Origin of the sequence: Microbacterium galbinum, assembly GCF_023101185.1 — a bacterium.
Taxonomy (GTDB): domain Bacteria; phylum Actinomycetota; class Actinomycetes; order Actinomycetales; family Microbacteriaceae; genus Microbacterium; species Microbacterium galbinum.
In genome coordinates, this window is record NZ_CP078077.1 from 1797628 (window position 1) to 1820105 (window position 22478).

Here is a 22478-nt window from a genome sequence, read left to right on the forward strand (position 1 = left end):
CATGTCCGACACCCCCACCCGCGGCATCCTCGATGGATACCGCGTCATCGACTGCTCGATCGCGATGGCCGGGCCCTTCGCCGCGCAGCGCCTCGGCGACCTGGGCGCCGACGTCATCAAGGTCGAGCCGACCGCCGGTGAATGGCAGCGCTTCGCCTCGGCCGGCGGAGCGCAGGGCAACGAGATCAACGTCTCGTTCCTCTCCCTCAACCGCAACAAGCGTTCGCTGGCCGTCGACCTGAAATCGGATGCCGGGCGCGAGGTCGTGCGCGACCTCATCGCCGGGGCCGACGTGTTCCTGCAGAACTACCGCCCGGGGGTCGCCGCGCGTCTCGGCCTCGACTACGAGAGTCTGGCGGCGATCAACCCCTCGCTCGTGTACGTCTCGATGTCGGGCTACGGCGAGGACGGTCCCTACAAGGACCGTCCGGGCCAGGACCTCATCCTGCAGGCCATGAGCGGCGCGATGCTGTCGGCCGGGCGCGCGGGCGAGCCGCCGACTCCGGCGGGTCAGTACCTGGCGGACGCCGTCACCGCATCGACCGCGTTCGAAGCCGTGCTCGCGGCGCTGCTGCACCGCGAGCGCACCGGTGAGGGGCAGCTCGTGACCGTCAACATGCTCGACGCGCTCACCACCCTGCAGATGCAGGAGCTGAGCGTCTACACGGTCGGCGGGGTGCCGCAGAAGCGCGGCACCGAGCCGAACGCGCACGTCTACATCCGCGCCCCCTACGGCGTCTTCGCGACCAGCGACGGCTACCTCGCGCTCGGGTTCGCCGACCTCGAGAAGCTCGGCGAGGTGCTCGACGAGCCCTCGTTCGCGGGTCTCGACCCCGAGGTGCACGGCTGGACGCACCGCGACGAGCTGTATGCGACGGTGGCCCGTCACCTGCGTGAGCGCTCCACGCAGCACTGGCTCGACACGCTGCTGCCCGCCGGCATGTGGGTGGGTCCGGTCTACGGCTACGAAGACCTCGTGGCCGACCCGCAGATCATTCACAACGGCACGTTCGTCGAGTACGACCACCCCACCGAGGGGCGTATCAAGACGCCCGGGTTCCCGTACCGGTTCGCGAAGACGCCCGCCCGCATCGACCGCGGCGCCCCGCTCACCGGTGAGCACACGGCCGAGATCCTCGCCGAGCTGGGCGTCTCGCCCGAGCGCACGCAGGAGCTGCTCGATGCCGGGGCGGTGGCGCAGACCGCCGTGCCGATGCCCGTGGGTTCGAGTGCGGTGCCGTCGTGACCGAATACGTCGGCCTGACCTGGGATCACCCGCGCGGCCGTCACGCTCTGGAGGCGGCGGCCGGCGACCTCGGCGACGGCGACACCCTGCGCTGGGAGGTGCAGTCGCTCGAGGGGTTCGAGTCCGCGCGGATCGACGAGCTCGCCCGCCGCTACGACCTGCTCGTGCTCGATCACCCGCACCTCGGCGACGCTCTCGCGAGCGGCGGCATCCGTCCCCTCGACGAGCTGTTCGACACCGCACGGATCGCGGAGTGGGCGGATGCCGCGGTGGGACCGAGCATCGCCTCGTACACGCTCGACGGGCGGCTGTGGGCTCTGCCGCTGGATGCCGCGACGCAGGTGTCGGTGCGCCGCCGCGACCTCGTGGCCGAGGCGCCCGAGACCTGGGACGACGCTCTCGCTCTCGCCGAGCGCGGGCTCGTCGCGACGAGCCTGGCCGGGCCGCACGCATTCCTGTCGCTCTGCTCGATCGCGGTGTCGCTCGGCGACGACCCGGGGCGCGATGAGGGACTGTTCGACCGCGCTGTCGCGCGGCGGGCGCTCGATCTGCTCGCCCGCCTCTCGGCGCACGCCCCCGCGGGCACCGAACTGCTCAACCCGATCGGCCTGCTCGACCGGATGCGCGACCGCGGCGACATCGGCTACATCCCCCTCGTGTACGGCTACGTGAACTACAGCTCGCCGGTCGTCGCGTTCGACCGCGTCCCGGCGGGGGCGAGCGGACTCGGATCGACGATCGGCGGCACCGGCATCGCGGTCACCCGTCGCTCCGCGCCCTCGCCCGCCCTGCTCGCGCACCTGGAGCACCTGCTCAGCGACGACGCGCAGCGCGGGTTCATCCCCGCGCACGACGGTCAGCCCGGCCTGCGCGCGGCGTGGACGGATGCCGTGGTCGACGAGGCCGCGTACGGCTTCTACTCGCGCACCCTCTCGACCATCGAGGCGTCGTGGGTGCGACCCCGGATCGCCGGGTACATCCCGTTCCAGTCCGCGGCATCCGCTCTTGTGCGCGATGTCGTCGCCGGGCGCCGACATGCCGACGACGTGCTCGACGAGATCGAGGCGCGCTTCGCCGCTCTTTCTCCCGATGCCGCGACCGCCGACGACCGCCTGCAGAAGGAGACCGCATGACCGACTCGGCCATCACCGACGACCCGTTGATCGTCGTCACACGAGAGGGGCACGTCGCGACCGTGCGACTCAACCGCCCCGCCAAGCTCAACGCCGTCACCCAGGCCATGAGCGACGAGCTCGTGGACATCGTGCGCCGCCTCAACGACGACCCCGAGGTGCGGGCCGTCGTCTACACCGGCACGGGTCGCGCGTTCAGCGCCGGCAGCGACATCTCGACCCTCGACCAGTACGAGACGCCGTGGGAGTTCCGCAACCGCCGCGACTACTGCGACGCGCTGCGCGACCTGCGCAAGCCCGTGATCGCCGCGATCAACGGGTACGCGTTCGGGGGCGGGCTCGAGGCGTCGCTGACGTGCGACATCCGCATCGCCGCCGACACCGCGAGCTTCGCCGCCCCCGAGATCAAGCTCGGCTGGATCGGCGGGGGAGGGATGTCGGTGCTGCTGGCGAACTCCATCGGCGCGAGCAACGCCGCCCTCATGCTGCTCAGCGGCGACCCGATCGACGCGCAGCGCGCCCTCGCTTGGGGCCTCATCAGCGAGGTCGTGCCCGCCGATGATCTGCTCTCCCGGGCGCAGGAGCTCGCCGCGACGATCGCCTCGCGTCCTCCGATCGCGGCCGAGACCGCGAAGGCCAACCTGCGCGCCGCGTTCAACCTGCCGCAGGACCAGGCCATCGCCTACGAGCGCGAGATGCAGGGCATCACCTTCGCCACCGCGGATGCCGCCGAGGGGCGTGCCGCCTTCGCCGAGAAGCGCCCCGGCGTCTTCCACCGGCGCTGACGCCCGGTGATCCCGCCGATATCGACCGAGCTCCCGACCTACCTCCCGAGGAGAGACATGAGCGACACCTGGACCGGAGACGCCGCCGGCATCCTCCCCGCCGATGCGAGCGACGCCCTGCTCGTCGGGCGTGTGCAGACGCCGGCCGGCCCGAGCGTGGTGGTGCTGCGCGACGGCATCCTGCATGACCTGTCGGCCACCTTCCCGACGATGACCGCGCTCACCGAGAGCGCCGACCCGGCAGCCGCCGCGCGTGCCGCCGACGGGCCGTCACTCGGTGCGTTCGCCGACGTCTGGGCGAACACCGCCCCGGACACCCGCGACGACGCCCACCCGTGGCTGCTCTCGCCGATCGACCTGCAGGTCGTCAAGGCCTCGGGCGTGACCTTCCCCGTATCGATGCTCGAGCGCATCATCGAGGAGAAGGCGCGCGGCGAGGCCGAGTCCGCCGACGGCATCCGCGCCACGATCCTCGACGCGCTGGGCGGCGACGTGCGCGACCTCGTGCCCGGATCGCCCGAGGCCGCCCGCCTCAAGCAGGTGCTCATCACCGCGGGACTGTGGAGCCAGTACCTCGAGGTCGGCATCGGCCCCGACGCCGAGATCTTCACGAAGGCGCCCGTGCTCGCCACGGTCGGCGGTGGATCCGACGTCGGCGTGCTCGCCGAATCCCGATGGAACAACCCCGAGCCCGAGGTCGTGCTCGTCGTCTCCTCGCGCGGCGACATCGTCGGGGCAACGCTCGGCAACGACGTCAACCTGCGCGACATCGAAGGGCGCTCGGCCCTGCTGCTCGGACGCGCGAAGGACAACAACGCCTCGGCATCCGTCGGCCCGTTCATCCGCCTCTTCGATGAAGGGTTCTCGATCGATCACGTGCGCGCCGAATCGGTCACGCTCTCGGTCGAGGGCGACGACGGCTTCGGTATGCGGGCCGAATCGCACATGGCGCAGATCAGCCGCGACCCCGCCGACCTCGTGCGGCAGGCGTCGGGCGACCACCACGCCTACCCCGACGGCTTCGTGCTCTACTTGGGAACGATGTTCGCCCCCACCGACGACCGCGACGAGCCCGGCCACGGCTTCACCCACCACCTCGGCGACGTCGTGCGCATCTCGTCGCCGCACCTCGGCGCACTCGTCAACCGCGTGCAGCACAGCGAGGATCTCGCCCCCTGGAGCGTCGGCATCGGCGCGCTCATCACCAGCCTCGCTCAGCGGGGACTGCTCGGAAAGGCCAGTGCATGACCACCCTGACGACCACCGATCCCCGCACCGGCGCGCACTCCGACACCGGCATCGAAGCGACGGATGCCGCGGGCGTCGCTGCGACCACCGCCGCTGCGGCATCCGCCTTCGCCGACCTGCGCTCGCGTCCGCGCGCCTGGCGGGCCGGGCTTCTGCGCGCGCTCGCCGACGGGCTCGAGGCCGACCGCGCCGCGCTCGTCGACGCCGCTCTCGCCGAGACCGGGCTGCCCGAGGCGCGCCTGAACGGCGAGCTCTCGCGCAGCGCCTTCCAGTTCCGTCTCTTCGCCGACGCCGTCGACGAGGGCGGCTACCTCGAGGCGATCATCGACCACTCCGGCCCCACGCCGCTCGGCCCGGGCCCGGACGTGCGGCGGATGCTCGTGCCGATCGGCCCCGTCGCCGTCTTCGGCGCCAGCAACTTCCCCTTCGCGTTCTCGGTCATCGGCGGCGACACCGCCTCGGCGCTCGCCGCGGGCAACCCGGTCGTCGTCAAGGCGCACAGTTCTCACCCGGTCACCTCGCAGCGCTCGTTCGAGTCGCTCGTGCGCGCGGCGTCGGCGTACGGGGCGCCGGAGGGCACGTTCGGGATCGTCTACGGGCAGCAGGCGGGAGCCGTTCTCGTCGCCGACCCGGTCATCACGGCCGTCGGGTTCACGGGGTCGCTGTCGACCGGCAAGATCCTGCAGGCGATCATCGACGAGCGCGAGACGCCCATCCCGTTCTACGGCGAGCTGTCGAGCCTGAACCCGCTCGTCATCACGCCGGGGGCGGCGTCCGCGCGCACCGCGGCCCTCGGCGAGGGTCTGTTCGGGTCGGTCACGGGATCGGCCGGGCAGCTGTGCACCAAGCCCGGCATCGCCTTCGTGCCGGCCGGGGCCGAGGGTGACGCGCTCGTCGCCGATGTGGTGACGAGGGCGCAGGATGCCGCGGCGCAGACCCTCCTGAACTCGCGCATCCACGGGGCGTTCGACGAGATCCGCGAGCGGCTGATCGCCGAGGGCGGGGCGCGCAGCCTCGTCGCCCCGCACGCCGGAGCCGATGGCTTCTCGCTGACGCCCGCGGTGCTCGAGATCGCCGCGACGGATGTCACTCCGGCCGTCGCCGAGGAGGCGTTCGGCCCCCTCGTGGTGCTCGTGCGGTACGCCTCGACGGGCGAGATCACAGCGGCCCTGCAAGCCGTGCCGCACTCGCTGACCGCCACGATCCACTCGCAGCCCGAGGAGGCCGAGGTGCGCGGCGAGCTCACCGACGCCGCACGCGACCTCGTCGGCCGCATCGTCTACGACGGGTATCCCACTGGGGTGCGGGTGTCGTGGGCCATGAATCACGGCGGCCCCTGGCCCGCGACCAACACGCAGCACACCTCGGTGGGCGTGACGGCGCTGCGGCGGTTCCTGCGCCCGCTCGCCTGGCAGGATGCCCCGGCCGACGTGCTCCCCGCCGAACTGCGCGACGGCACGGTCGATGTGCCCCGCCGCGTCGACGGCGTGCTGGAGTTGGCCGGCGCCTGACCCTCTTGTGGGGACCCTTCGTCTCGCTGCGCTCGCTCAGGAACCGGTTCCTGAGCGAGGAGCGCAGCGACGAGACGAAGGGCCGCGCCCCGCGGCATCCGTTGGGGAGGCTTTCTCGCTGTTGGGCGGAATTTTCGCGCGGATTCTTCCGCCCAACGCGGAGTTCTCCGCCTGAGTCGCGCGTGGGGACGCTTCGAGGGGCTCAGCGACCCAGGGCGGCTCAGCGACCCGGCGTCTGAAACTGGGTCCCGGTGTTTGCCACTGGGTCCCTGAGCTTGTCGAAGGGCCGCGCCCCGCGGCATCCGTTCGGGAGGAGTTCTCGCGTTCGGGAGGATCGAAACGGCGGATGCCTCCTGCGGAGCTTGTGTTCTCCTCCGTTGGGTGAGGGCGAGTGCCCTTCGTCTCGCTGCGCTCGCTCAGGAACCGGTTCCTGAGCGAGGAGCGAAGTGACGAGACGACGGGCCCTCAGCCGAAGACGCCCTCGGGCAGCAACCCGCGCGAGATCAGTGCGTCCCAGAGGCCCTCGTCGACCACGGCATCCATACGCTCGACCCCTTCGGCGACCTGGCGCGCGTCGCGGCATCCGAGAACCACCGAGGTGACGGCCGGATGCCGCAGGCTGAACTGCATGGCGGCGGTCGGCAGGTCGGTGCCGAACTCCTCGCACACCTCGGCGATCGCGTTCGCCCGGGCGATGAGCGTGGCCGGGGCCTGCACGTAGTCGTAGGTCGCGTCCGCCGCGACCCGCGGTCGCGCCAGCAGGCCGGAGTTGTAGACACCGACGTTCACGATGCCCACGCCCGCCTCGAGCGCCGCGGGCAGCAGGTCGGCCAGCGGCCCCTGTTCGAGCAGGGTGAACCGCCCGGCCAGCATGACCACGTCGATGTCGGTCTCGCGCACGAACCGCGCCGGCAGTGCCGACTGGTTCATGCCCACACCGATCGACGTGACGACGCCCTGGTCGCGCAGCTCGATGAGCGCCCCGATGCCCTCGATCGACGCCTGCTCCCAGTGGTGGTCGGGGTCGTGCAGGTAGACGATGTCGAGCCGGTCGACGCCGAGCCGGTCGAGGCTCTGCTCCACTCCGCGCAGGATCGCGCCGCGCGAGAAGTCGAACTCGCGGCGGTACGCCGCGGGCACCGCGAAGCCGCCGTCGTCGAGCTGACCGGCCGAGTACACCTGCGGCACGAGCGTGCGCCCCGCCTTGGTCGAGAGCACGTACTCGTCGCGCGGATGCTCGGCGAGCAGTTCGCCCAGTCGCCGCTCGGAGTAGCCGAGACCGTAGTGCGGGGCCGTGTCGAACAGGCGCGATCCGCGCACCCATGCCTCCTCGACCGCACCCCGCGCTTGCTCGTCGGTGGTGACGCGGCCGAGGTTCCCGAGCTGCGCGCCGCCGAGCCCGAACCGGGTGAGCGGGGTGCCCGTGCGCAGGCGCGCCCTGGCCATGGGGGTGGACATCAGCGCCCGAGCCATCCGCCGTCGACCGGCAGCACGACGCCGTCGACGTAGTCGGAGGCCGCCGACGACAGGAACACGGCGGCGCCGCCCAGGTCGGATGCCGCGCCCCACCGCCCCGCCGGAATGCGGGCGAGGATCGCCGCCGACCGCTCGGGGTCGTCGCGCAGGGCCTGCGTGTTGTCGGTGGCGATGTAGCCGGGGGCGATCGCGTTGACGTTGACGCCCCGCCCCGCCCACTCGTTCGCGAGCGCCTTCACGACGCCGGTGATGCCCGACTTCGCCGCCGCGTATCCGGGCACGTTGATGCCGCCCTGGAAGCTGAGGAGCGACGCGGTGAACACGATCTTGCCGCGTCCGCGCTCGAGCATCGATCCGCCCACGGCCTGCGCGAGAGCGAACTGGCTGGTGAGGTTGATGCGCAGCACGCGCTCGAACCACTCCATCGGATGCTCCGCCGCCGGCGCCCGCAGGATGGTGCCGGCGTTGTTGACGAGGATGTCGACCTCGGCCGCGCGCAGTTCCGCGCCGAGGTCGGAGACGGCGTCGGCATCCGACAGATCGCACCGGATCGCACGGAACCCGCGCCCGCGTGCGGTGACGGCCCGCTCGATGTCGCTGCCGGAGGGCTCGATGCTCGTGCTGACCGCGATGATGTCGGCGCCCGCGTCGGCGAGCGCCGTGGCGATCCCGAAGCCGATGCCGCGGTTCGCGCCCGTGACGGCGGCGCGCTGACCGGTGAGGTCGAAGAGCCCGCTCATGCGCCGGCCTGCACGTCGACGAGGATCTTCATCGCGCGCCCCGCTTCGAGCTCGGCGAAGGCGTCGGCGGTCTCGGCGAGCGGCACGATGCGCGTGATGACCCGGTCGGTGGGGATCACGCCGTCGGCGAGGAGCTCGATCGCGGTCTCGAAGTCGGCGCGCTGGTAGACCCGTGCGCCGAGCAGGCGCAGCTCGCGCCAGAACACGCGCTGCAGGTCGACCTCGCGCGGGGTGGGGTGGATGGCGACGACGACGATCGTGCCGCGCACCTTCGCGAGCGCCGTCATGCCGCGCACTGCGGCGGCCGCGCCCGAGACCTCGAACACGACGTCGGCCCCGGTGCCCGCGGTCCACTCCTCGACCCAGGCGACCTGGTCGGATGCCGAGGGGTCGAGCGTCGTGAATCCGAGCTCTTCGGCCTGGGCGCGGCGCTGCGCATCGATCTCGATCACGACGACCTCGGCGCCGGTGTGCCGGGCGACGGTGGCGATGAGCGTGCCGATCGGGCCGCCGCCGATCACGACGGCCTTCTGCCCGGCGGTGAGGTCGGAGCGCCGCACGTCGTGCACCGCGACGGCGACCGGCTCGACGAGCGCGGCGTGATCGAGGGGGATGTCGGCGGGGAGTGCGAGGAGGGTCTCGGCCGGAACGTTCCACAGCCCCTGCAGCGAGCCGGGGGAGTCGATGCCGATGAAGTTCAGGTTCTGGCAGATGTGCTCGTTGCCGGCGAGGCAGGCGGGGCAGGTGCCGTCCCAGTCGAGGGGCATGACGGTGACCTTGTCGCCGACGCTCCAACCGGTGACCCCGGCGCCGAGGGCCTCGATCGTGCCGCTCATCTCGTGTCCGAAGACGAGCGGGCGCTCGACGCGGGCGTCCATGTTGCCGTGCAGGATGTGCAGGTCGGTGCCGCAGAGACCGGTGTAGGCGACGCGAATCCTCACCTCTCCGTCGCGCGGTTCGGTCTGATCGGCCGTGCGCACGTCCAGCGTGCGATCGCCTACGTAGTTCACAGTCAGCACTGATTGCTCCTCTTCTCGCAGACCTCCAGATTACTCATACGTATGATGAATCTCCACCTGCCTGTGAATGCATATCGGTCACCGCGCGGTGATCGGGGCAGAATGGAGATCATGCCCGAATCGCCGCACGCTCAGCATGCGGCTCCGCGCTCCCCGATCCGTGGTCCCGCCCTGCCGATCGGCGTCGCGGTGACCGCCATCGGCATCCTCCTCTCCCTCGCTTCGGCGCCGGCATCCTCGACGCACGAAGCCTCGCGGATGCCCGAGCCGGTCGCGGTCGTGCAGGTGCCCTCGGTCGACGTCGGCTCCACCCCGGCCGCCGACCCGTGCGCCGAAGCATCCGTGCAGGAGTCGCTCGCCGCCGGAGACGACGCGGCCACCATCGCCGGCTTCGGCGGGGGCGAGGCGTTCCGCGCCGCCGTCGTGGCGGGCAACGCGCCGTGCATCTCGCTCTCCGACCCCGCGCGGGTGTGGGTCGTCGTCAACAAGGCGCGACCGCTCGACCCCGCCGACTACGCGCCCGGCGCCCTCGCCGACGTGCCGCTGCAGATGACCACGGCATCCGGGCAGGTGCGCACCGACGTCGCGACCGCGGTCGGCGACATGGCGAACGCGGCCATCGAGGCCGGGGTCGGGCGCCTCGGTGCGAACAACGGCTACCGCTCGTACGGCCTGCAGGTCACGACCTACGAGTCGCACGTGCGCGACCAGGGGCAGGCCGGGGCGGATGCCGGATCCGCGCGCCCCGGACACTCGGAGCACCAGACCGGCCTCGCGGTCGACGTCGTCGCGTGCGGCCTGGGCTGCGGCGGGCTCGACGGGTTCGGCGGCACCACGCAGAGCGACTGGGTCGCCGCCCACGCGTGGGAGTACGGGTTCATCGTGCGCTACGAGGACGGGGGCTCCGGCGTCACCGGGTACGCTCCCGAACCGTGGCACCTGCGCTACGTGGGGCGCGACCTCGCCGCGGCCTACCAGGCGGGCGGGTTCCACACGCTCGAGGAGTTCTTCGGCCTTCCGGCCGCGCCCGACTACCTGCCCTGAACGACGCTCGGAGGCATCCCACAATCGCGGTACCCAGTACCACTAAACGCGGGATGCATTCCCACAACGTCCTGTCGCGGCATCCGTCGTCGCCCTAGAATCGCGGGAGCAAAGACGCCGACACGTTCAGGAGGACGCGCAATGGAACGCGACATCTATGAAGAGGATCACGAGGCCTTCCGCGACCTCGTCAAGGACTTCGTCAAGCGCCACGTGACGGGTGCGGACATCGAGCGGTGGGATGCCGCGGGCGAGGTCGACCGCGACACCATGCGCGCGGCTGGCGAGGCCGGGATCATCGGCCTGTCGGTTCCCGAGGAGTTCGGCGGGGCCGGGATGCTGCAGGACTACCGCTTCCGCGCGGTCGTGAACGAAGAGGTCATCGCCGCCGGTGCGGGCTCGCTCGCCGGGGCCTTCGGCATCCAGGACGACCTGGCGGTTCCGTACCTCGTGCACATGGGCACCCAGGAGCAGAAGTCGAAATGGCTGCCGCGGATGGCGACGGGCGAGGTCGTCGGCGCGCTCGCGATGACCGAGCCCGGCGCGGGAAGCGATCTGCGCGGCATCAAGACCACCGCCAAGAAGGTCGACGGCGGGTACATCGTCAACGGCGCCAAGACGTTCATCTCGTCGGGCGCGACCGCCGACCTGGTCGTCACGTTCGTGAAGACCGGTGAGGGCAACCGTCCGGATGCCTTCAGCCTCGTGCTCATCGAGAACGGCATGGAGGGCTTCGACCACGGCAAGAAGCTGCACAAGATGGGCTTCCAGGGCCACGACACGGCGGAGCTGTCGTTCAGCGACGTGTTCGTGCCCGACGAGAACCTCATCGGCGGGGTCGAGGGTAAGGGGTTCGTGCAGCTCATGATGAACCTGCCGCTCGAGCGCCTGTCGATCGGCGTCGCGGGTGCCGCGGCCGCGCAGGCCGCCCTCGACTGGACCGTCGCCTACACGAAGGACCGCGAGGCGTTCGGCGAGCGGATCATCGACTTCCAGAACAGCCGCTTCGCGATCGCCGACATGGCCACGACCGTCGACGCGCTGTGGGCATACATCGACCGCGCGCTGCTCGCGTACTCGCAGGGCAAGCTGTCGGCCGAGGAGGCCGCGAAGGTCAAGTTCTGGGCCACCGAGCGCGAGTGGGAGGTGCTCGATCAGGGCGTGCAGTTGCACGGCGGCTACGGCTACATCACCGAGTACCCGATCGCCCGCGCGTTCCTCGACGCCCGCGTGCACCGCATCTACGGCGGCACGAACGAGATCATGCGCGAGATCGTCGGCCGCCAGATCGCCGGCAAGCGCTGACTCCCGCCCGGTTCCTGAGCGAGGAGCGCAGCGACGAGACGAAGGGCCCCGCCCCCGCACTCGAGCGGGGTCCCTGAGCCTGTCGAAGGGCCCCGCGCGACGTCCCAAGCGCGAATGCTAGGCGGTGGCAATATCTTTGCTACCCGAGTAGCATTGAGTCATGACGAACAGCAAGGTCAGCCTCAGCCTCAGTGCGAGTGACGTAGCGTTCCTCGACGCGGAGGTCTTGATGGGAAAATACGCCACCCGGTCGGCGGCGGTTCAGGATGCTGTGTCGCTCTTGCGCGAGAGCCGCCTGGCAGATGCCTACGCCGAAGCATTCGCTGAAGGCTATGACGACGAATGGGACACGGCTGCCAGCGACGGACTCGCCTCAGCGTGAGTGCGCCGTCGACCACGCTGCTGCGGCGCGGCCAGATCGTGCTGGTCGCCTTCGACCCGGTTGTCGGGGCCGAGGCCGCGAAGACCCGTCCTGCCGTTGTCGTCAGCAACAACACGGCCAACACCGCGGCTGTACGCAGCACGCGCGCGACGGTAACGGTCGCGCCGGTCACGTCCAATGTCGCGCGAGTCCTCCCGTTTCAGGTTCTGTTGCCTGCGGCGGGCACCGGGCTCAGCGTCGATTCGAAGGTTCAGATCGAACAAGTCCGCACGATCGCGACCTCGCGCATTGTTCGGCCGGTGGGATGGGTGCCTGCCGAACTGATGGGAGAGGTCGACGAGTGCCTTCGCATGCACCTCGCACTGTGATCGTCGTCGGGCATTAACGCCGCCCCTCAGCGCCGTCCGCCGACGCCGGCGCGGCGTAGGCGATCCGCGATCAGGATGCCGAGGGCCGTCGCCGCGACGCAGCTGGCCATCGTGACGGCGAAGAACGCCGCCTGGTACCCGAGGCCGAAGCTGCCCAGGTCGAACCACGCCCATGCCGAGATCGGGTAGACGATCGCGACGGTGACCGCTCCGACGTAGTGCATCCAGGTGCCCCAGTAGCGCCACAGCACGAACAGGAACGGCAGCTCGGTGAACGCCGCCCACCAGAGGTTCGTGGCAACGCTGCCGAAGCCGTACCCCGAGAACGGCACCATGACGAGCCCCGCGATCAGCGCGACGAGCAAGCCGACGAGCGGACGCTTGAGCAAACGCAGCGCGATCACCGAGGGCAGCAGCCACAGCCCGGCGAGGCCCATCCCGAGGAAGGGCAGTGGTCCGGTGAGCAGGGTCGAGAGCCAGTTCATCGGCGCGAGCAGAACCGCCCCGGCGACGCCGAGCGCCGCGCAGGTCAGCAGCAGGGCAGTGGGGAAGCGCACCCGTCCACGCGCGGGCCGCGTCGCCACGGCATCCGCTTCTGTCGCCGCATCCGCATCCGAACCGGCAGCCGACGAAGCGGCATCCGCCCCGTTCATCCGAGCGGCTCCGCGGCGGCCTCGCGAGCGGCCTTCGACGTCGGGGAGGCGGCGCCGATCTTCCAGTAGCCGCAGAAGCTGACGGTGTTCTTGTCGACGCCGCGCTCGCCGACGAGCAGCTTGCGTACACCCGAAGCGAGCGACTGCTCGCCGGCCGCGTAGGTGTGGAACGTCTCGGCCGGCAGGTCGAGCTCGGCCACCCGCTGCAGCGCGAGGGCTCCCGGCTGCTCGTCGTGCGGGCGCAGCACCCACTCGACCGACAGTCCCTCGGGGTGGGGGAAGTCGAGGGCGTCGTCGAGCGACGGCACCTCGATGATCGCGGTGCCGATGGCGCGCGCGGGAACGGATGCCGCGATCGAGGCGATCGCCGGCAGGGCCGTCTCGTCGCCCACGAGCAGCACCCGGTCGACACCGCGCTCGGGGTTGAAGGTGAGGCCCTCGTCGATGATGAGCACGTGCTCGCCCGGGGTGCAGGTCTCGGCCCACCGCGATGCGGGTCCGGCGGTGCCCTCGGCGGCCGATCCGTGCAGCACGAAGTCGACGTCGATCTCGGCGCCGCGCTCGCCCTCGGCCGGTCGGTACGCGCGCACGCTGTAGTTGCGCATCACGGGGCGCTCGCCGTCGGGGATGCGCAGGAACTTCAGGTAGCCGAACATCTTGTTGGCCTTGGCGGGCACGCGGTCGAGTCCGGCATCGCCGCCGATCGGCAGGAACAGGCGGAACCACTGATCGAAGCCCATCGGCCGGAACTTCTCGATCTCACCACCGCCGAGGGTCACGCGCATCCAGTGCGGGGAGAGGCGCTCGGAGCGCAGCACGGTGAGGTGCACGAGTTCCTGCGTCTCGGGCTTGACGAGCTTGCTGAACGCCATCGGGTGCCTTTCAGAGGGAGGGCGGTTGCCAGGGGAAGAACACGAGGAGGATCACCGCGGATGCCGCGAGGCTCAGCGCGACGAAGATCGTGTCTCGCGTGCGGAACGGCACCAGGTGCCGCTCGGTGCGGGTGGGGTGTGCGCCGAAGGCCCGGGAATCCATCGCGAGGGCGACGCGCTCGGCGTGCCGGATGGCCCCGGCGAGCAGCGGCACGATGTAGCCCCAGCCGCGCGCGATGCGCGAGAAGGGGCCGTTGCCGCCGTGGTGTCCGCGCACGCGATGGGCTGCGCGGATGACCGAGAGCTCGTAGCCGAAGCGCGGCACGAAGCGGAACGCGGCCAACGCCGTGTAGCCGATGCGGTACGGAACCCGCAGCTGTTGCACGCTCGCCCGCACGAGGTCGGGTCCGCTGGTGGTGAGCCCGCCGATGAGGGCGAGCGAGATGATCGCGCCGAGGCGCAGCGCCGTGGCGAAACCGATCATCAGTGCTCCGCTGTAGAGCGTCCAGTCGCCGATCCGCAGCACCGGGGTCGTGTCACCGACGAGCGCGGTGTCGACCCAGAGCGAGAAGCTCACGCCGATCACGGCCATGCCGACGGGCAGCACCGCGAGCAGCAGGAGCAGACGCCAGGTGAGGCGGGCGCCGACGAGCAGCAGCACATAGGCGAGCAGCAGGAACGCGGCCGGAGTGGCGAGGTCGCGCACGAACACCAGGAAGATCATCGCCGGGGCGAATCCCGCCACCTTCGCGAGCGGGTTGAGGGCGTAGAGGAACTGACGCCGCGAGGTGACGGTCATCGTGGCGTACGGGTCGACGATGGTCGAGGTCATGCCTCGGCCCCCCGTGCGTGCGCCGCGAGCACCCGCTGCAGAGCGGGCAGGCGGAGCCCCGCCGAGGTGAACGTCTGCTCGTCGCGGAAGAGATCGGCCGTGCGTCCGCTCGCGTGCACGCGCCCGTCGGCGAGGATCACGGTGTGCGTCGTGTGCTCGGCGACGAGCTGCAGGTCGTGGGTGACGATCACGATCGTCGTGCCCTCGGCGCGCAGACTCTGCAGCAGCGCGAGCAGCTCGGTCGCCCGCGCGCGATCCTGGCCGAATGTCGGCTCGTCGAGCGCGAGAACGCGGGGGCGGGTGATCAGCGCGGTGCCCACCGACAGGCGGCGCTTCTCGCCGCCCGACAGCAGGAACGGATGCACGTCGGCCTTGTGCGCGAGGCCGAAGCGCTCGAGCATCTCGGTCACGCGCTCGGTGATCTCGGCATCCGTGATCTGCTCGCTCTTGGGTCCTTGAGCCTGTCGAAGGGTCAGCCCGTGCGCGAGCTCGTCGAACACCGTATGCGCGATGAACTGATGCTCGGGGTTCTGGAACACGAAGCCGATGCGGGCGGCGAGGTCGCGGGGAGCGGCCCGCCCGGGATCGATGCCGTCGACGTCGACCTGCCGCTTCGGCGGGGGCACGACGCCGGCGAGTGCCTGGATGAGCGTCGTCTTGCCGGCCCCGTTGGCGCCGACGATGGCGGTGAGGCTGCCGGGCGTGAGATCGAGGTCGATGCCGTGCAGGATCTCGGTGCGGCCCCGGCGCACGGTGAGCCCGCGCGCCCGGATGATCGCCTCGCCCGAGGGGGCGGCATCCGTCGTCGGGTCGGTCGCGGTCGCGGTCGCGGCCGCGCTCGGGCGATCGGATGCCGGGGGCAGCTGTGCCGCCAGCTCCTCGGGTGTCAGGGGCAGGGGGTCGAGACGGATGCCGTCGTCGCGCAGTCGCAGCGCCGCCAGCGTCGCCGCGGGCAGCCACACCCCCATCGCGACGAGCTCGTCGGTGTGCGCGCGGAGGATCTCGGCGACGGGACCGTCGTAGGCGACGCGCCCCTCGCGGTCGAGCACGATCGTGCGGGTGACGAATCCCATCGCGGCGTCGAGGTTGTGCTCGACGAGGAGGATCGCCCGGTCACCCGCGGCGATCACGTCGGCGAGGGCGGCGTAGACGTCGTCGATGCCCTGCGGGTCGAGGTTCGCGGTCGGCTCGTCGAGCACGATCAACGGCGACCCCATGGCGAGGGCGCAGGCGATCGCGAGGCGCTGGCGGCCGCCGCCGGAGAGCCGGTCGGGGTTGTCGTCGCGGCGCTCCCATAGCCCGACGCGGCTCAGGGCGTCTTCGGTGCGGGCGGTGACCTCGGCGAGCGGCAGGCGAAGGTTCTCGGGGCCGAACGCGACCTCGTCGTAGAGGGTTCCGGTGACGATCTGGGCATCCGGGTCCTGGAAGACCATCGCGACCCGCGTGCTCAGCTCGGAGGTCTGCGCGTCGGCGGTGGCGACCCCGCCCGCCTCGACCGTGCCGGTCATGGTGGCGGGAAGCGCGTGCGGGATGAGCCCGTTCAGCGCGAGCGTGAGCGTCGACTTGCCCGAGCCCGAGGGGCCGAGCAGCAGCACGACCTCGCCCGGGTCGATGTCGAAGGTCACGTCGCGCGGGGAGGGGTGCGCGGCATCCGCGTGGGTGAGAGAGACATCACGCACGCGGAGAAGAGGCGCGGATGGGCGCACGGCGAGACCCCGGGTCGGTGGACGTACGTCTTCGGTGGAACGTACGTCTCTAACTTAGCCGAGCCTTACCTGACCTCGCGACGTGCTCCGCAGTCGCTACTGAGTGAGGCTGTTCAGGGCCTGCCCGAGTTCTTCGCCGATCTGGTGACTGAGTTTTCCGTGTTCCATGGTCATGCCACCTTGGAAGTAGAACTTGTAGTTCTTCTCTGGCGTGCGCAGCGAGAAGTGAGCGAAAGGTGCCCATTTGTTCTCGTATCCGATGATCGAGGAGAGTGGCAACGCGAACAGGGTCTCGCTGGTCTTGTCGGTCACGAACCGAATGCTGTCGCGGGTGAGTGTGAGAACCCCCGGTTTCGCTCCGACCGGCGTGAATGCGAGCTTGAGCAGCAGCGCCGGCACTTCGTGAACGGCATCATTCGACGGCGCAGCAGAGTCCTGGGTATCGGTCACGCCCTCCAACGTATATTTCCGCGCGCTGGTTAACCCCCGGCCAACCAGAAAATCACCCTCGGCGGCTTCCCGGGCGCTCAGCGACGGGCGACGCCGGCGCGGCTGAGCGCCGTGCCGACCGCGAGGCCGATCGCGGTCCACGCGATGGGGCCGAGCACCGAGATCGCGAGATATGTGATCTGCGCCCACAGCGGCATCGTGCCGAGATGCGCGGCGAAGAACACGGCGACCGCCACGACGACGCCGATCAGCGCCGCCGAGATGAAGAAGCGCCAGGCGCCCCAGGCGCGGTAGCGGGTGAGGGCCGCGACGCCCTCCTGGATCGCGCCGAACAGCAGCGCCGTGCCGATGAAGCGCAGCGCCCAGGCCGGATTGAACGCGCTCGAGACGAGGGCGGCGATCAGGTGCGTGATGAGCGCCACGAACGGACGCCGCAGCACCTCCTGAGCGATGATCCCCGGCAGCACGTGCGAGCCGAGCACGAGCCCGTAGAGGAAGAGCAGGGGGCTCGCGAGCAGGATCGGCGTGACCCATCCGGCGATGCCTCCGATGAGGCCGGTCGCGACGCCGATCGCGGCGCAGATCAGCAGCACGCGGGTCGGCAGGACAGAGGTTCGGGCCACGGTTCCAGCCTACTTGCGCGCACGATGCGCGGATGCCGAGGGGGCCGTGCAAAAGCACGGCGTCGGTGGTCAGCGCAGGCGTTCGGCCAGGTAAGGCGCCGTGCGGCTCGCGGGATTCCGCGCGACGTGCTCCGGGGTTCCGGCCGCGATGACGCGGCCCCCCGCGTCGCCTCCGGCGGGCCCGAGGTCGATGACCCAGTCCGCCGCAGCGACGAAGTCCATCTCGTGCTCGACGACGACCACGGTGTCGCCGGAGTCGACCAGCGCATGCAGCTGCGCGAGCAGCCGTTGCACGTCGGCGGGGTGCAACCCGGTGGTCGGCTCGTCGAGCAGATACAGAGTGTGGCCCCGGCGCACGCGCTGCAGCTCGGTCGCCAGTTTGATGCGCTGCGCCTCGCCGCCGGAGAGCTCGGTGGCGGGCTGACCGAGGCGGAGGTATCCGAGCCCGACGTCGAGGAGAGCACGCAGGCTGCGTGCCGCCGCCGGAATCGAGGCCAGCGCCTCGGATGCCTGCTCGACGGTGAGGGCGAGCACGTCGGCGATCGTCCGGCCGTCGTAGGTGACCTCGAGCGTTTCGGCGTTGTACCGCGCGCCGTCGCACGTCGGGCAGCGCCCGTAGCTGCCGGGCAGGAACAGCAGCTCGACCGAGACGAATCCCTCGCCGAGGCAGGTCTCGCAGCGCCCGCCGGCGACGTTGAACGAGAAGCGTCCGGCGCCGTACCCGCGCTCGCGGGCGAGGTCGGTGCGGGCGAAGACGGCACGCACGGCATCGAACAGGCCCGTGTAAGTCGCGAGGTTCGAGCGCGGTGTGCGGCCGATCGGCTTCTGGTCGACCCGCACGAGACGATCGATGTGCTCGAGACCGCGCACGTCGCGCACGGTCAGGGAGTCGGCGCCCGCATCCGGCACCGTCGCCTCGGCCGGCCGGGAGTCGTCGCCTCCGGCATCGATCGGGGTGTCGTCGATCTCGTCGGGGGTGTCGTCCGAGCGCAGGTGCGCGCGCACGACTTCGGGGAGCACCCGACTGACGAGTGTCGACTTGCCCGACCCCGAGACACCCGTCACGGCGACGAGGGTGCCGAGCGGGACGGATGCATCGATGTCGGCGAGGTTGTGCAGGCTCACGCCCTCGACCGTGAGCCACGCCGACGCCTCTCGGCGGTCGCGTCGCGTCACGGATGCCGCATGCGCGTGGGGGAACAGGAACGGCCGGGTGACGGATGCCTCGACAGCGGCGAGCCCCGGGACCGCGCCGCTGTAGAGCACGTGCCCACCGCCTTCGCCGGCACCGGGGCCGACGTCGACGATCCAATCGGCGTGGCGGACGATGTCCATGTTGTGCTCGACCACGAAGACCGAGTTCCCGGAGCTCTTGAGCTGTGCGAGCACCTCAAGCAGCTGCTCGGCGTCGGCGGGATGCAGACCGGCCGAGGGCTCGTCGAGCACGTAGACCACCCCGAAGAGTCCCGACCGCAGCTGCGTCGCGAGCCGGAGCCGCTGCATCTCACCGGGGGACAGGGTGGTCGTCGCTCGGCCCAGCCCCAGGTAGCCGAGCCCCAGGTCGGTGAGGACCTCGATGCGCGCGAGGAGGTCGGTCGTGAGGGCGACGGCGACGTCGGTGCGCTCGCCCGAGAGAGTGGTGGGGAGCGCAGGCGTGACCTCGGTGAGCTGCGTCGTCGGGCGGATGACGTCGGCGAGGTCGGTCAGCGGGAGAGCGTTGAGCTCGGCGATCGATCGGCCGGCGAACGTGACGGCCAGGGCCTCGCGTCGCAGCCCCGTACCCCCGCACAGCGGGCACGGCCCGGATCGCACGAACTGGAGCACCTTGGTGCGCATCATCTGGCTCTTCGAGTCGGCGAGCGTGTGGAAGACGTACTTCTTGGCGCTCCAGAACATGCCGTTGTAGGGCTTGGCCACGCGGTCGCGCTGCGGAGTGATCTGCACCACCGGCTGCTCGTCGGTGAAGAGCAGCCACTCGCGATCGGCGGGGGGAAGATCCCGCCAGGGGACGTCGACGTCGTAGCCGAGCGCGATCGTGATGTCGCGCAGGTTCTTCGCCTGCCACGCGCCCGGCCAGGCGGCGATCGCACCTTCGCGGATGCTCAGCGAAGGGTCGGGCACGAGCGAGTCCTCGGTGACGGTGTGCGCGACGCCGATGCCGTGACACTCCGGGCAGGCTCCGGCGACGGTGTTGGGAGAGAACGCATCGGAGTCGAGCCGGGTCGTGAAACCCTTCGGGAAGGTGCCCGCCCGGGAGAAGAGCATGCGCAACGAGTTCGACAGCGTCGTCACGGTGCCGACGCTCGATCGCGAGCTGGGCGCGCCGCGTCGCTGCTGCAGGGCGACCGCCGGGGGCAGGCCCGAGATCGATTCGACGTGCGGATCGTGGCCCTGCTGGATGAGCCTCCTCGCGTACGGCGCCACCGACTCGAGATATCGGCGCTGGGCTTCCGTGAAGATGGTGCCGAACGCGAGCGACGACTTGCCCGATCCCGAGACTCCGGTGAACGCGACGATCCGATCGCGTGGCATGTCGACATCGACGGAGCGGAGGTTGTTCTCGTTCGCCCCGCGGACGCGGACGAACGAGTCGGGTGCGTTCTCAGAGGGGGAGGGCATTGTCGCGAGTGTATCCGCGACGTCGGACATCGCCCTGGGTGCCATTCAGGAACGGATGCCGCGGCGTCCGTTCGTCGCATCGTCGATGCCGCTCGTCGCACGGCATCCGCTCCCGCCCCTCGACCCCCGCGCCCGTTTCCTAGCGTGGGGGAACGCAATGACGCGCACCCCGAGGAGAACCCCATGACTGCACCTTCGTCGCGCCGACGCGGCGCCGGAACCGTCGACGACGAGCCCATCATCGTCACCGACCCGAAACTCCCACCCGTCGCCCTCTCTCCCGAGCACGAGGAGAAGAGCCGGCGCTGGACCCTCCCGAAGATCCTGATCTGGACGGCGATCGCGCTGCTCGGCGGTGTCGCCTGGGTGATGCTCGCGATCGTGCGCGGCGAGACCGTGAACGCGATCTGGTTCGTCTTCGCGGCGGTCTGCACCTATCTGATCGGCTACCGCTTCTACTCGAAGGTGATCGAGAAGTACATCACCCGCCCCGACGATCGCCGCGCGACACCGGCCGAGGTCAAGCAGGACGGTAAGGACTACGTCCCCACCGACCGCCGCGTGCTCTACGGGCACCACTTCGCCGCGATCGCCGGCGCCGGCCCGCTCGTCGGTCCCGTGCTCGCCGCGCAGATGGGCTACCTGCCCGGCACGATCTGGATCATCGTGGGTGTCGTGCTCGCGGGCGCCGTGCAGGACTACACCGTGCTGTTCTTCTCGATGCGCCGCGGAGGCCGCACGATCGGCCAGATGGCCCGCCAGGAGCTCGGGCGGATCGGCGGCACCGCCGCGATCATCGCCTCGCTGCTGATCATGCTGATCATCGTCGCGATCCTCGCGCTCGTCGTCGTCAACGCCCTCGGTGAGAGCCCCTGGGGCGTCTTCTCGGTGGCGATGACCATCCCGATCGCGATCTTCATGGGCATCTACCTGCGCTTCCTGCGCCCGGGCAAGGTCACCGAGGTCTCGATCATCGGGTTCGTGCTGCTCATGGCCGCGATCATCGGCGGCGGCTGGGTCGCCGGCACCGAGTGGGGCCAGGCGATCTTCCACCTCGACCGCACCACGATCGCGTGGGGCATCATCATCTACGGCTTCATCGCCGCGGTGCTCCCGGTGTGGCTGCTGCTCGCTCCCCGCGACTACCTCTCGACGTTCATGAAGATCGGTGTGATCGTGATGCTCGCCGGAGCGATCATCCTGGTGCGCCCCGAGATCACGGTGCCCGCGGTCAGCATCTTCGGCGAGAACGGCATGGGGCCGGTGTTCGCCGGTCCTCTCTTCCCCTTCCTGTTCGTGACCATCGCCTGCGGAGCGTTGTCGGGCTTCCACGCCCTGATCGCCTCCGGCACGACGCCCAAGCTCGTCGAGAAGGAGCGTCAGACTCGCTTCATCGGCTACGGCGGCATGCTCATGGAGTCGTTCGTCGCGATCATGGCGCTCGTCGCCGCGATCTCGATCGACCAGGGCATCTACTTCGCGATGAACGCGCCATCGGCGGTGACGGGCGGCACGGTCGAAGGCGCGGTCGCCTTCGTGAACTCGCTGGGTCTGACGGGGGTGAACCTCACCCCCGAGATGCTCACCGGCACGGCTCAAGCGGTCGGCGAGGAGTCGATCGTCTCGCGCACCGGCGGCGCCCCGACCCTCGCGCTCGGCCTCGCGCACATCATGCAGCAGGCGCTCGGCGGGCAGGCGCTCATGGCGTTCTGGTACCACTTCGCGATCATGTTCGAGGCGCTGTTCATCCTCACGGCGGTGGATGCCGGCACCCGCGTCGCCCGCTTCATGCTGCAGGACTCGATCGGCGCCTGGTTCCCGAAGTTCCGCGACGTCTCGTGGCGGCCCGGCGTCTGGATCTGCACGGCGATCATGGTGGCCGGCTGGGGAGCGATCCTCATCCTCGGCGTCACCGACCCGCTCGGCGGCATCAACACGTTCTTCCCGCTGTTCGGCATCGCGAACCAGCTGCTCGCCGCGATCGCGCTCGCCGTGGTGATGGCGATCGTCGCCAAGCGCGGCCGCAGCTACGTCAAGTGGGTGTGGATCATCGGCCTGCCGCTCGCCTTCACCGCGGTCGTCACGGTCACGGCCTCGCTCTACAAGATCTTCTCGCCGGTCCCGGCGATCGGATACTGGGCGAACCACTTCCGCTACCTCGAGGCGCTGAACACCGGTGACACGTCGCTCGGAGAACGCGAGGTGCTCGAGGCGGTCATCCGCAACACGGCCGTGCAGGGCACGCTCTCGATCATCTTCGTGACGCTCGCGCTGATCGTCATGATCGCGGCGATCGTCGTCACCATCAAGGCGATCCGCAACGGCGGCGGCGAGAACACCGAAGACGAACCGGTCGCCTCGCGGCGGTTCGCCCCGGCGGGATTCCTGCCCAACGCCGACGAGCGCGAGCTCGAGAAGCAGTGGGAGCCGATCCTCGCCGACGAGCGCAAGGTCCCGAGCCACTGA

At 70.5% G+C, this 22478-nt stretch carries 20 protein-coding genes; 10 read left to right on the top strand and 10 right to left on the bottom strand.

Annotated features, from left to right (window positions below):
• The first annotated feature begins 1 nt into the window (after position 1).
• The 5 genes from KV396_RS08865 to KV396_RS08885 are packed head-to-tail and all read left to right on the top strand — an operon-like array spanning position 2 to position 5923.
• On the top strand, positions 2-1246 hold the full coding sequence (locus KV396_RS08865) for a CaiB/BaiF CoA transferase family protein (protein WP_247955473.1): 1245 nt from the start codon (positions 2-4) through the stop codon (positions 1244-1246).
• Positions 1243-2379 carry a type 2 periplasmic-binding domain-containing protein gene (locus tag KV396_RS08870; protein WP_247955474.1) on the top strand — a complete coding sequence of 379 codons (1137 nt, stop codon included), beginning with the start codon at positions 1243-1245 and terminating at the stop codon, positions 2377-2379. The genes KV396_RS08865 and KV396_RS08870 overlap by 4 nt, the downstream gene beginning before the upstream one ends.
• Positions 2376-3164 (top strand): enoyl-CoA hydratase/isomerase family protein, encoded by a 789-nt coding sequence (locus KV396_RS08875; protein WP_247955475.1) that lies wholly within the window; start codon positions 2376-2378, stop codon positions 3162-3164. The genes KV396_RS08870 and KV396_RS08875 overlap by 4 nt, the downstream gene beginning before the upstream one ends.
• A 57-nt stretch (positions 3165-3221) precedes the next feature.
• Positions 3222-4412 (top strand): fumarylacetoacetate hydrolase family protein, encoded by a 1191-nt coding sequence (locus KV396_RS08880; protein WP_247955476.1) that lies wholly within the window; start codon positions 3222-3224, stop codon positions 4410-4412.
• Positions 4409-5923, top strand: coding sequence for an aldehyde dehydrogenase (NADP(+)) (locus KV396_RS08885; protein WP_247955477.1), 1515 nt, complete (start codon positions 4409-4411; stop codon positions 5921-5923). Before KV396_RS08880 ends, KV396_RS08885 begins: the two co-directional genes overlap by 4 nt.
• Positions 5924-6388: 465 nt before the next feature.
• On the opposite strand, the gene KV396_RS08890 is transcribed toward KV396_RS08885, so the two are convergent.
• From KV396_RS08890 to KV396_RS08900, 3 genes are read right to left on the bottom strand one after another with little or no spacing between them, the layout of a single operon-like run.
• Positions 6389-7381 carry an aldo/keto reductase gene (locus tag KV396_RS08890; protein ID WP_247955478.1) on the bottom strand — a complete coding sequence of 331 codons (993 nt, stop codon included), beginning with the start codon at positions 7379-7381 and terminating at the stop codon, positions 6389-6391.
• Positions 7381-8139, bottom strand: coding sequence for an SDR family oxidoreductase (locus KV396_RS08895; protein WP_247955479.1), 759 nt, complete (start codon positions 8137-8139; stop codon positions 7381-7383). Before KV396_RS08895 ends, KV396_RS08890 begins: the two co-directional genes overlap by 1 nt.
• Complete coding sequence (locus tag KV396_RS08900) at positions 8136-9158, bottom strand: zinc-dependent alcohol dehydrogenase (RefSeq protein ID WP_247955480.1); 1023 nt, start codon at positions 9156-9158, stop codon at positions 8136-8138. Before KV396_RS08900 ends, KV396_RS08895 begins: the two co-directional genes overlap by 4 nt.
• Positions 9159-9269: 111 nt before the next feature.
• Here KV396_RS08900 and KV396_RS08905 point away from each other — a divergent pair, with 111 nt between their 5' ends.
• The 4 genes from KV396_RS08905 (at position 9270) to KV396_RS08920 (ending at position 12257) form a co-directional block, all read left to right on the top strand.
• A complete protein-coding gene (locus tag KV396_RS08905; RefSeq protein ID WP_247955481.1) occupies positions 9270-10202 on the top strand; it encodes a M15 family metallopeptidase in 933 nt (310 codons plus the stop codon).
• A gap of 141 nt (positions 10203-10343) precedes the next feature.
• Positions 10344-11507: an acyl-CoA dehydrogenase family protein gene (locus KV396_RS08910; RefSeq protein ID WP_247623576.1), complete on the top strand. Its 1164-nt coding sequence runs from the start codon at positions 10344-10346 to the stop codon at positions 11505-11507.
• A 160-nt stretch (positions 11508-11667) separates the two neighbouring features.
• Positions 11668-11889 carry a ribbon-helix-helix domain-containing protein gene (locus KV396_RS08915; RefSeq protein WP_247623575.1) on the top strand — a complete coding sequence of 74 codons (222 nt, stop codon included), beginning with the start codon at positions 11668-11670 and terminating at the stop codon, positions 11887-11889.
• Entirely contained in the window at positions 11886-12257 is a 372-nt protein-coding gene (locus KV396_RS08920) for a type II toxin-antitoxin system PemK/MazF family toxin (protein ID WP_247633021.1), read from the top strand. Before KV396_RS08915 ends, KV396_RS08920 begins: the two co-directional genes overlap by 4 nt.
• A 26-nt stretch (positions 12258-12283) precedes the next feature.
• Here the strand turns inward: KV396_RS08920 and KV396_RS08925 are convergent, their stop codons facing one another.
• The 7 genes from KV396_RS08925 to KV396_RS08955 form a co-directional block, all read right to left on the bottom strand.
• Positions 12284-12910: an ECF transporter S component gene (locus tag KV396_RS08925; RefSeq protein WP_247955482.1), complete on the bottom strand. Its 627-nt coding sequence runs from the start codon at positions 12908-12910 to the stop codon at positions 12284-12286.
• Complete coding sequence (locus KV396_RS08930; protein WP_247633019.1) at positions 12907-13782, bottom strand: siderophore-interacting protein; 876 nt, start codon at positions 13780-13782, stop codon at positions 12907-12909. The genes KV396_RS08925 and KV396_RS08930 overlap by 4 nt, the downstream gene beginning before the upstream one ends.
• A 10-nt stretch (positions 13783-13792) precedes the next feature.
• Complete coding sequence (locus KV396_RS08935; RefSeq protein ID WP_247955483.1) at positions 13793-14614, bottom strand: energy-coupling factor transporter transmembrane component T family protein; 822 nt, start codon at positions 14612-14614, stop codon at positions 13793-13795.
• Positions 14611-16320, bottom strand: a complete 1710-nt coding sequence (locus tag KV396_RS08940) for an ABC transporter ATP-binding protein (RefSeq protein WP_247955484.1) — start codon at positions 16318-16320, stop codon at positions 14611-14613. The genes KV396_RS08935 and KV396_RS08940 overlap by 4 nt, the downstream gene beginning before the upstream one ends.
• 96 nt (positions 16321-16416) lie before the next feature.
• Complete coding sequence (locus tag KV396_RS08945; protein ID WP_247633016.1) at positions 16417-16770, bottom strand: hypothetical protein; 354 nt, start codon at positions 16768-16770, stop codon at positions 16417-16419.
• A gap of 77 nt (positions 16771-16847) precedes the next feature.
• Positions 16848-17393 carry an ECF transporter S component gene (locus tag KV396_RS08950; RefSeq protein WP_247623569.1) on the bottom strand — a complete coding sequence of 182 codons (546 nt, stop codon included), beginning with the start codon at positions 17391-17393 and terminating at the stop codon, positions 16848-16850.
• Between the two features lie 69 nt (positions 17394-17462).
• Complete coding sequence (locus KV396_RS08955) at positions 17463-20012, bottom strand: excinuclease ABC subunit UvrA (RefSeq protein WP_247955485.1); 2550 nt, start codon at positions 20010-20012, stop codon at positions 17463-17465.
• A gap of 183 nt (positions 20013-20195) precedes the next feature.
• Between KV396_RS08955 and KV396_RS08960 the strand changes: the two genes are divergently transcribed.
• Positions 20196-22478, top strand: coding sequence for a carbon starvation CstA family protein (locus KV396_RS08960; RefSeq protein WP_247955486.1), 2283 nt, complete (start codon positions 20196-20198; stop codon positions 22476-22478).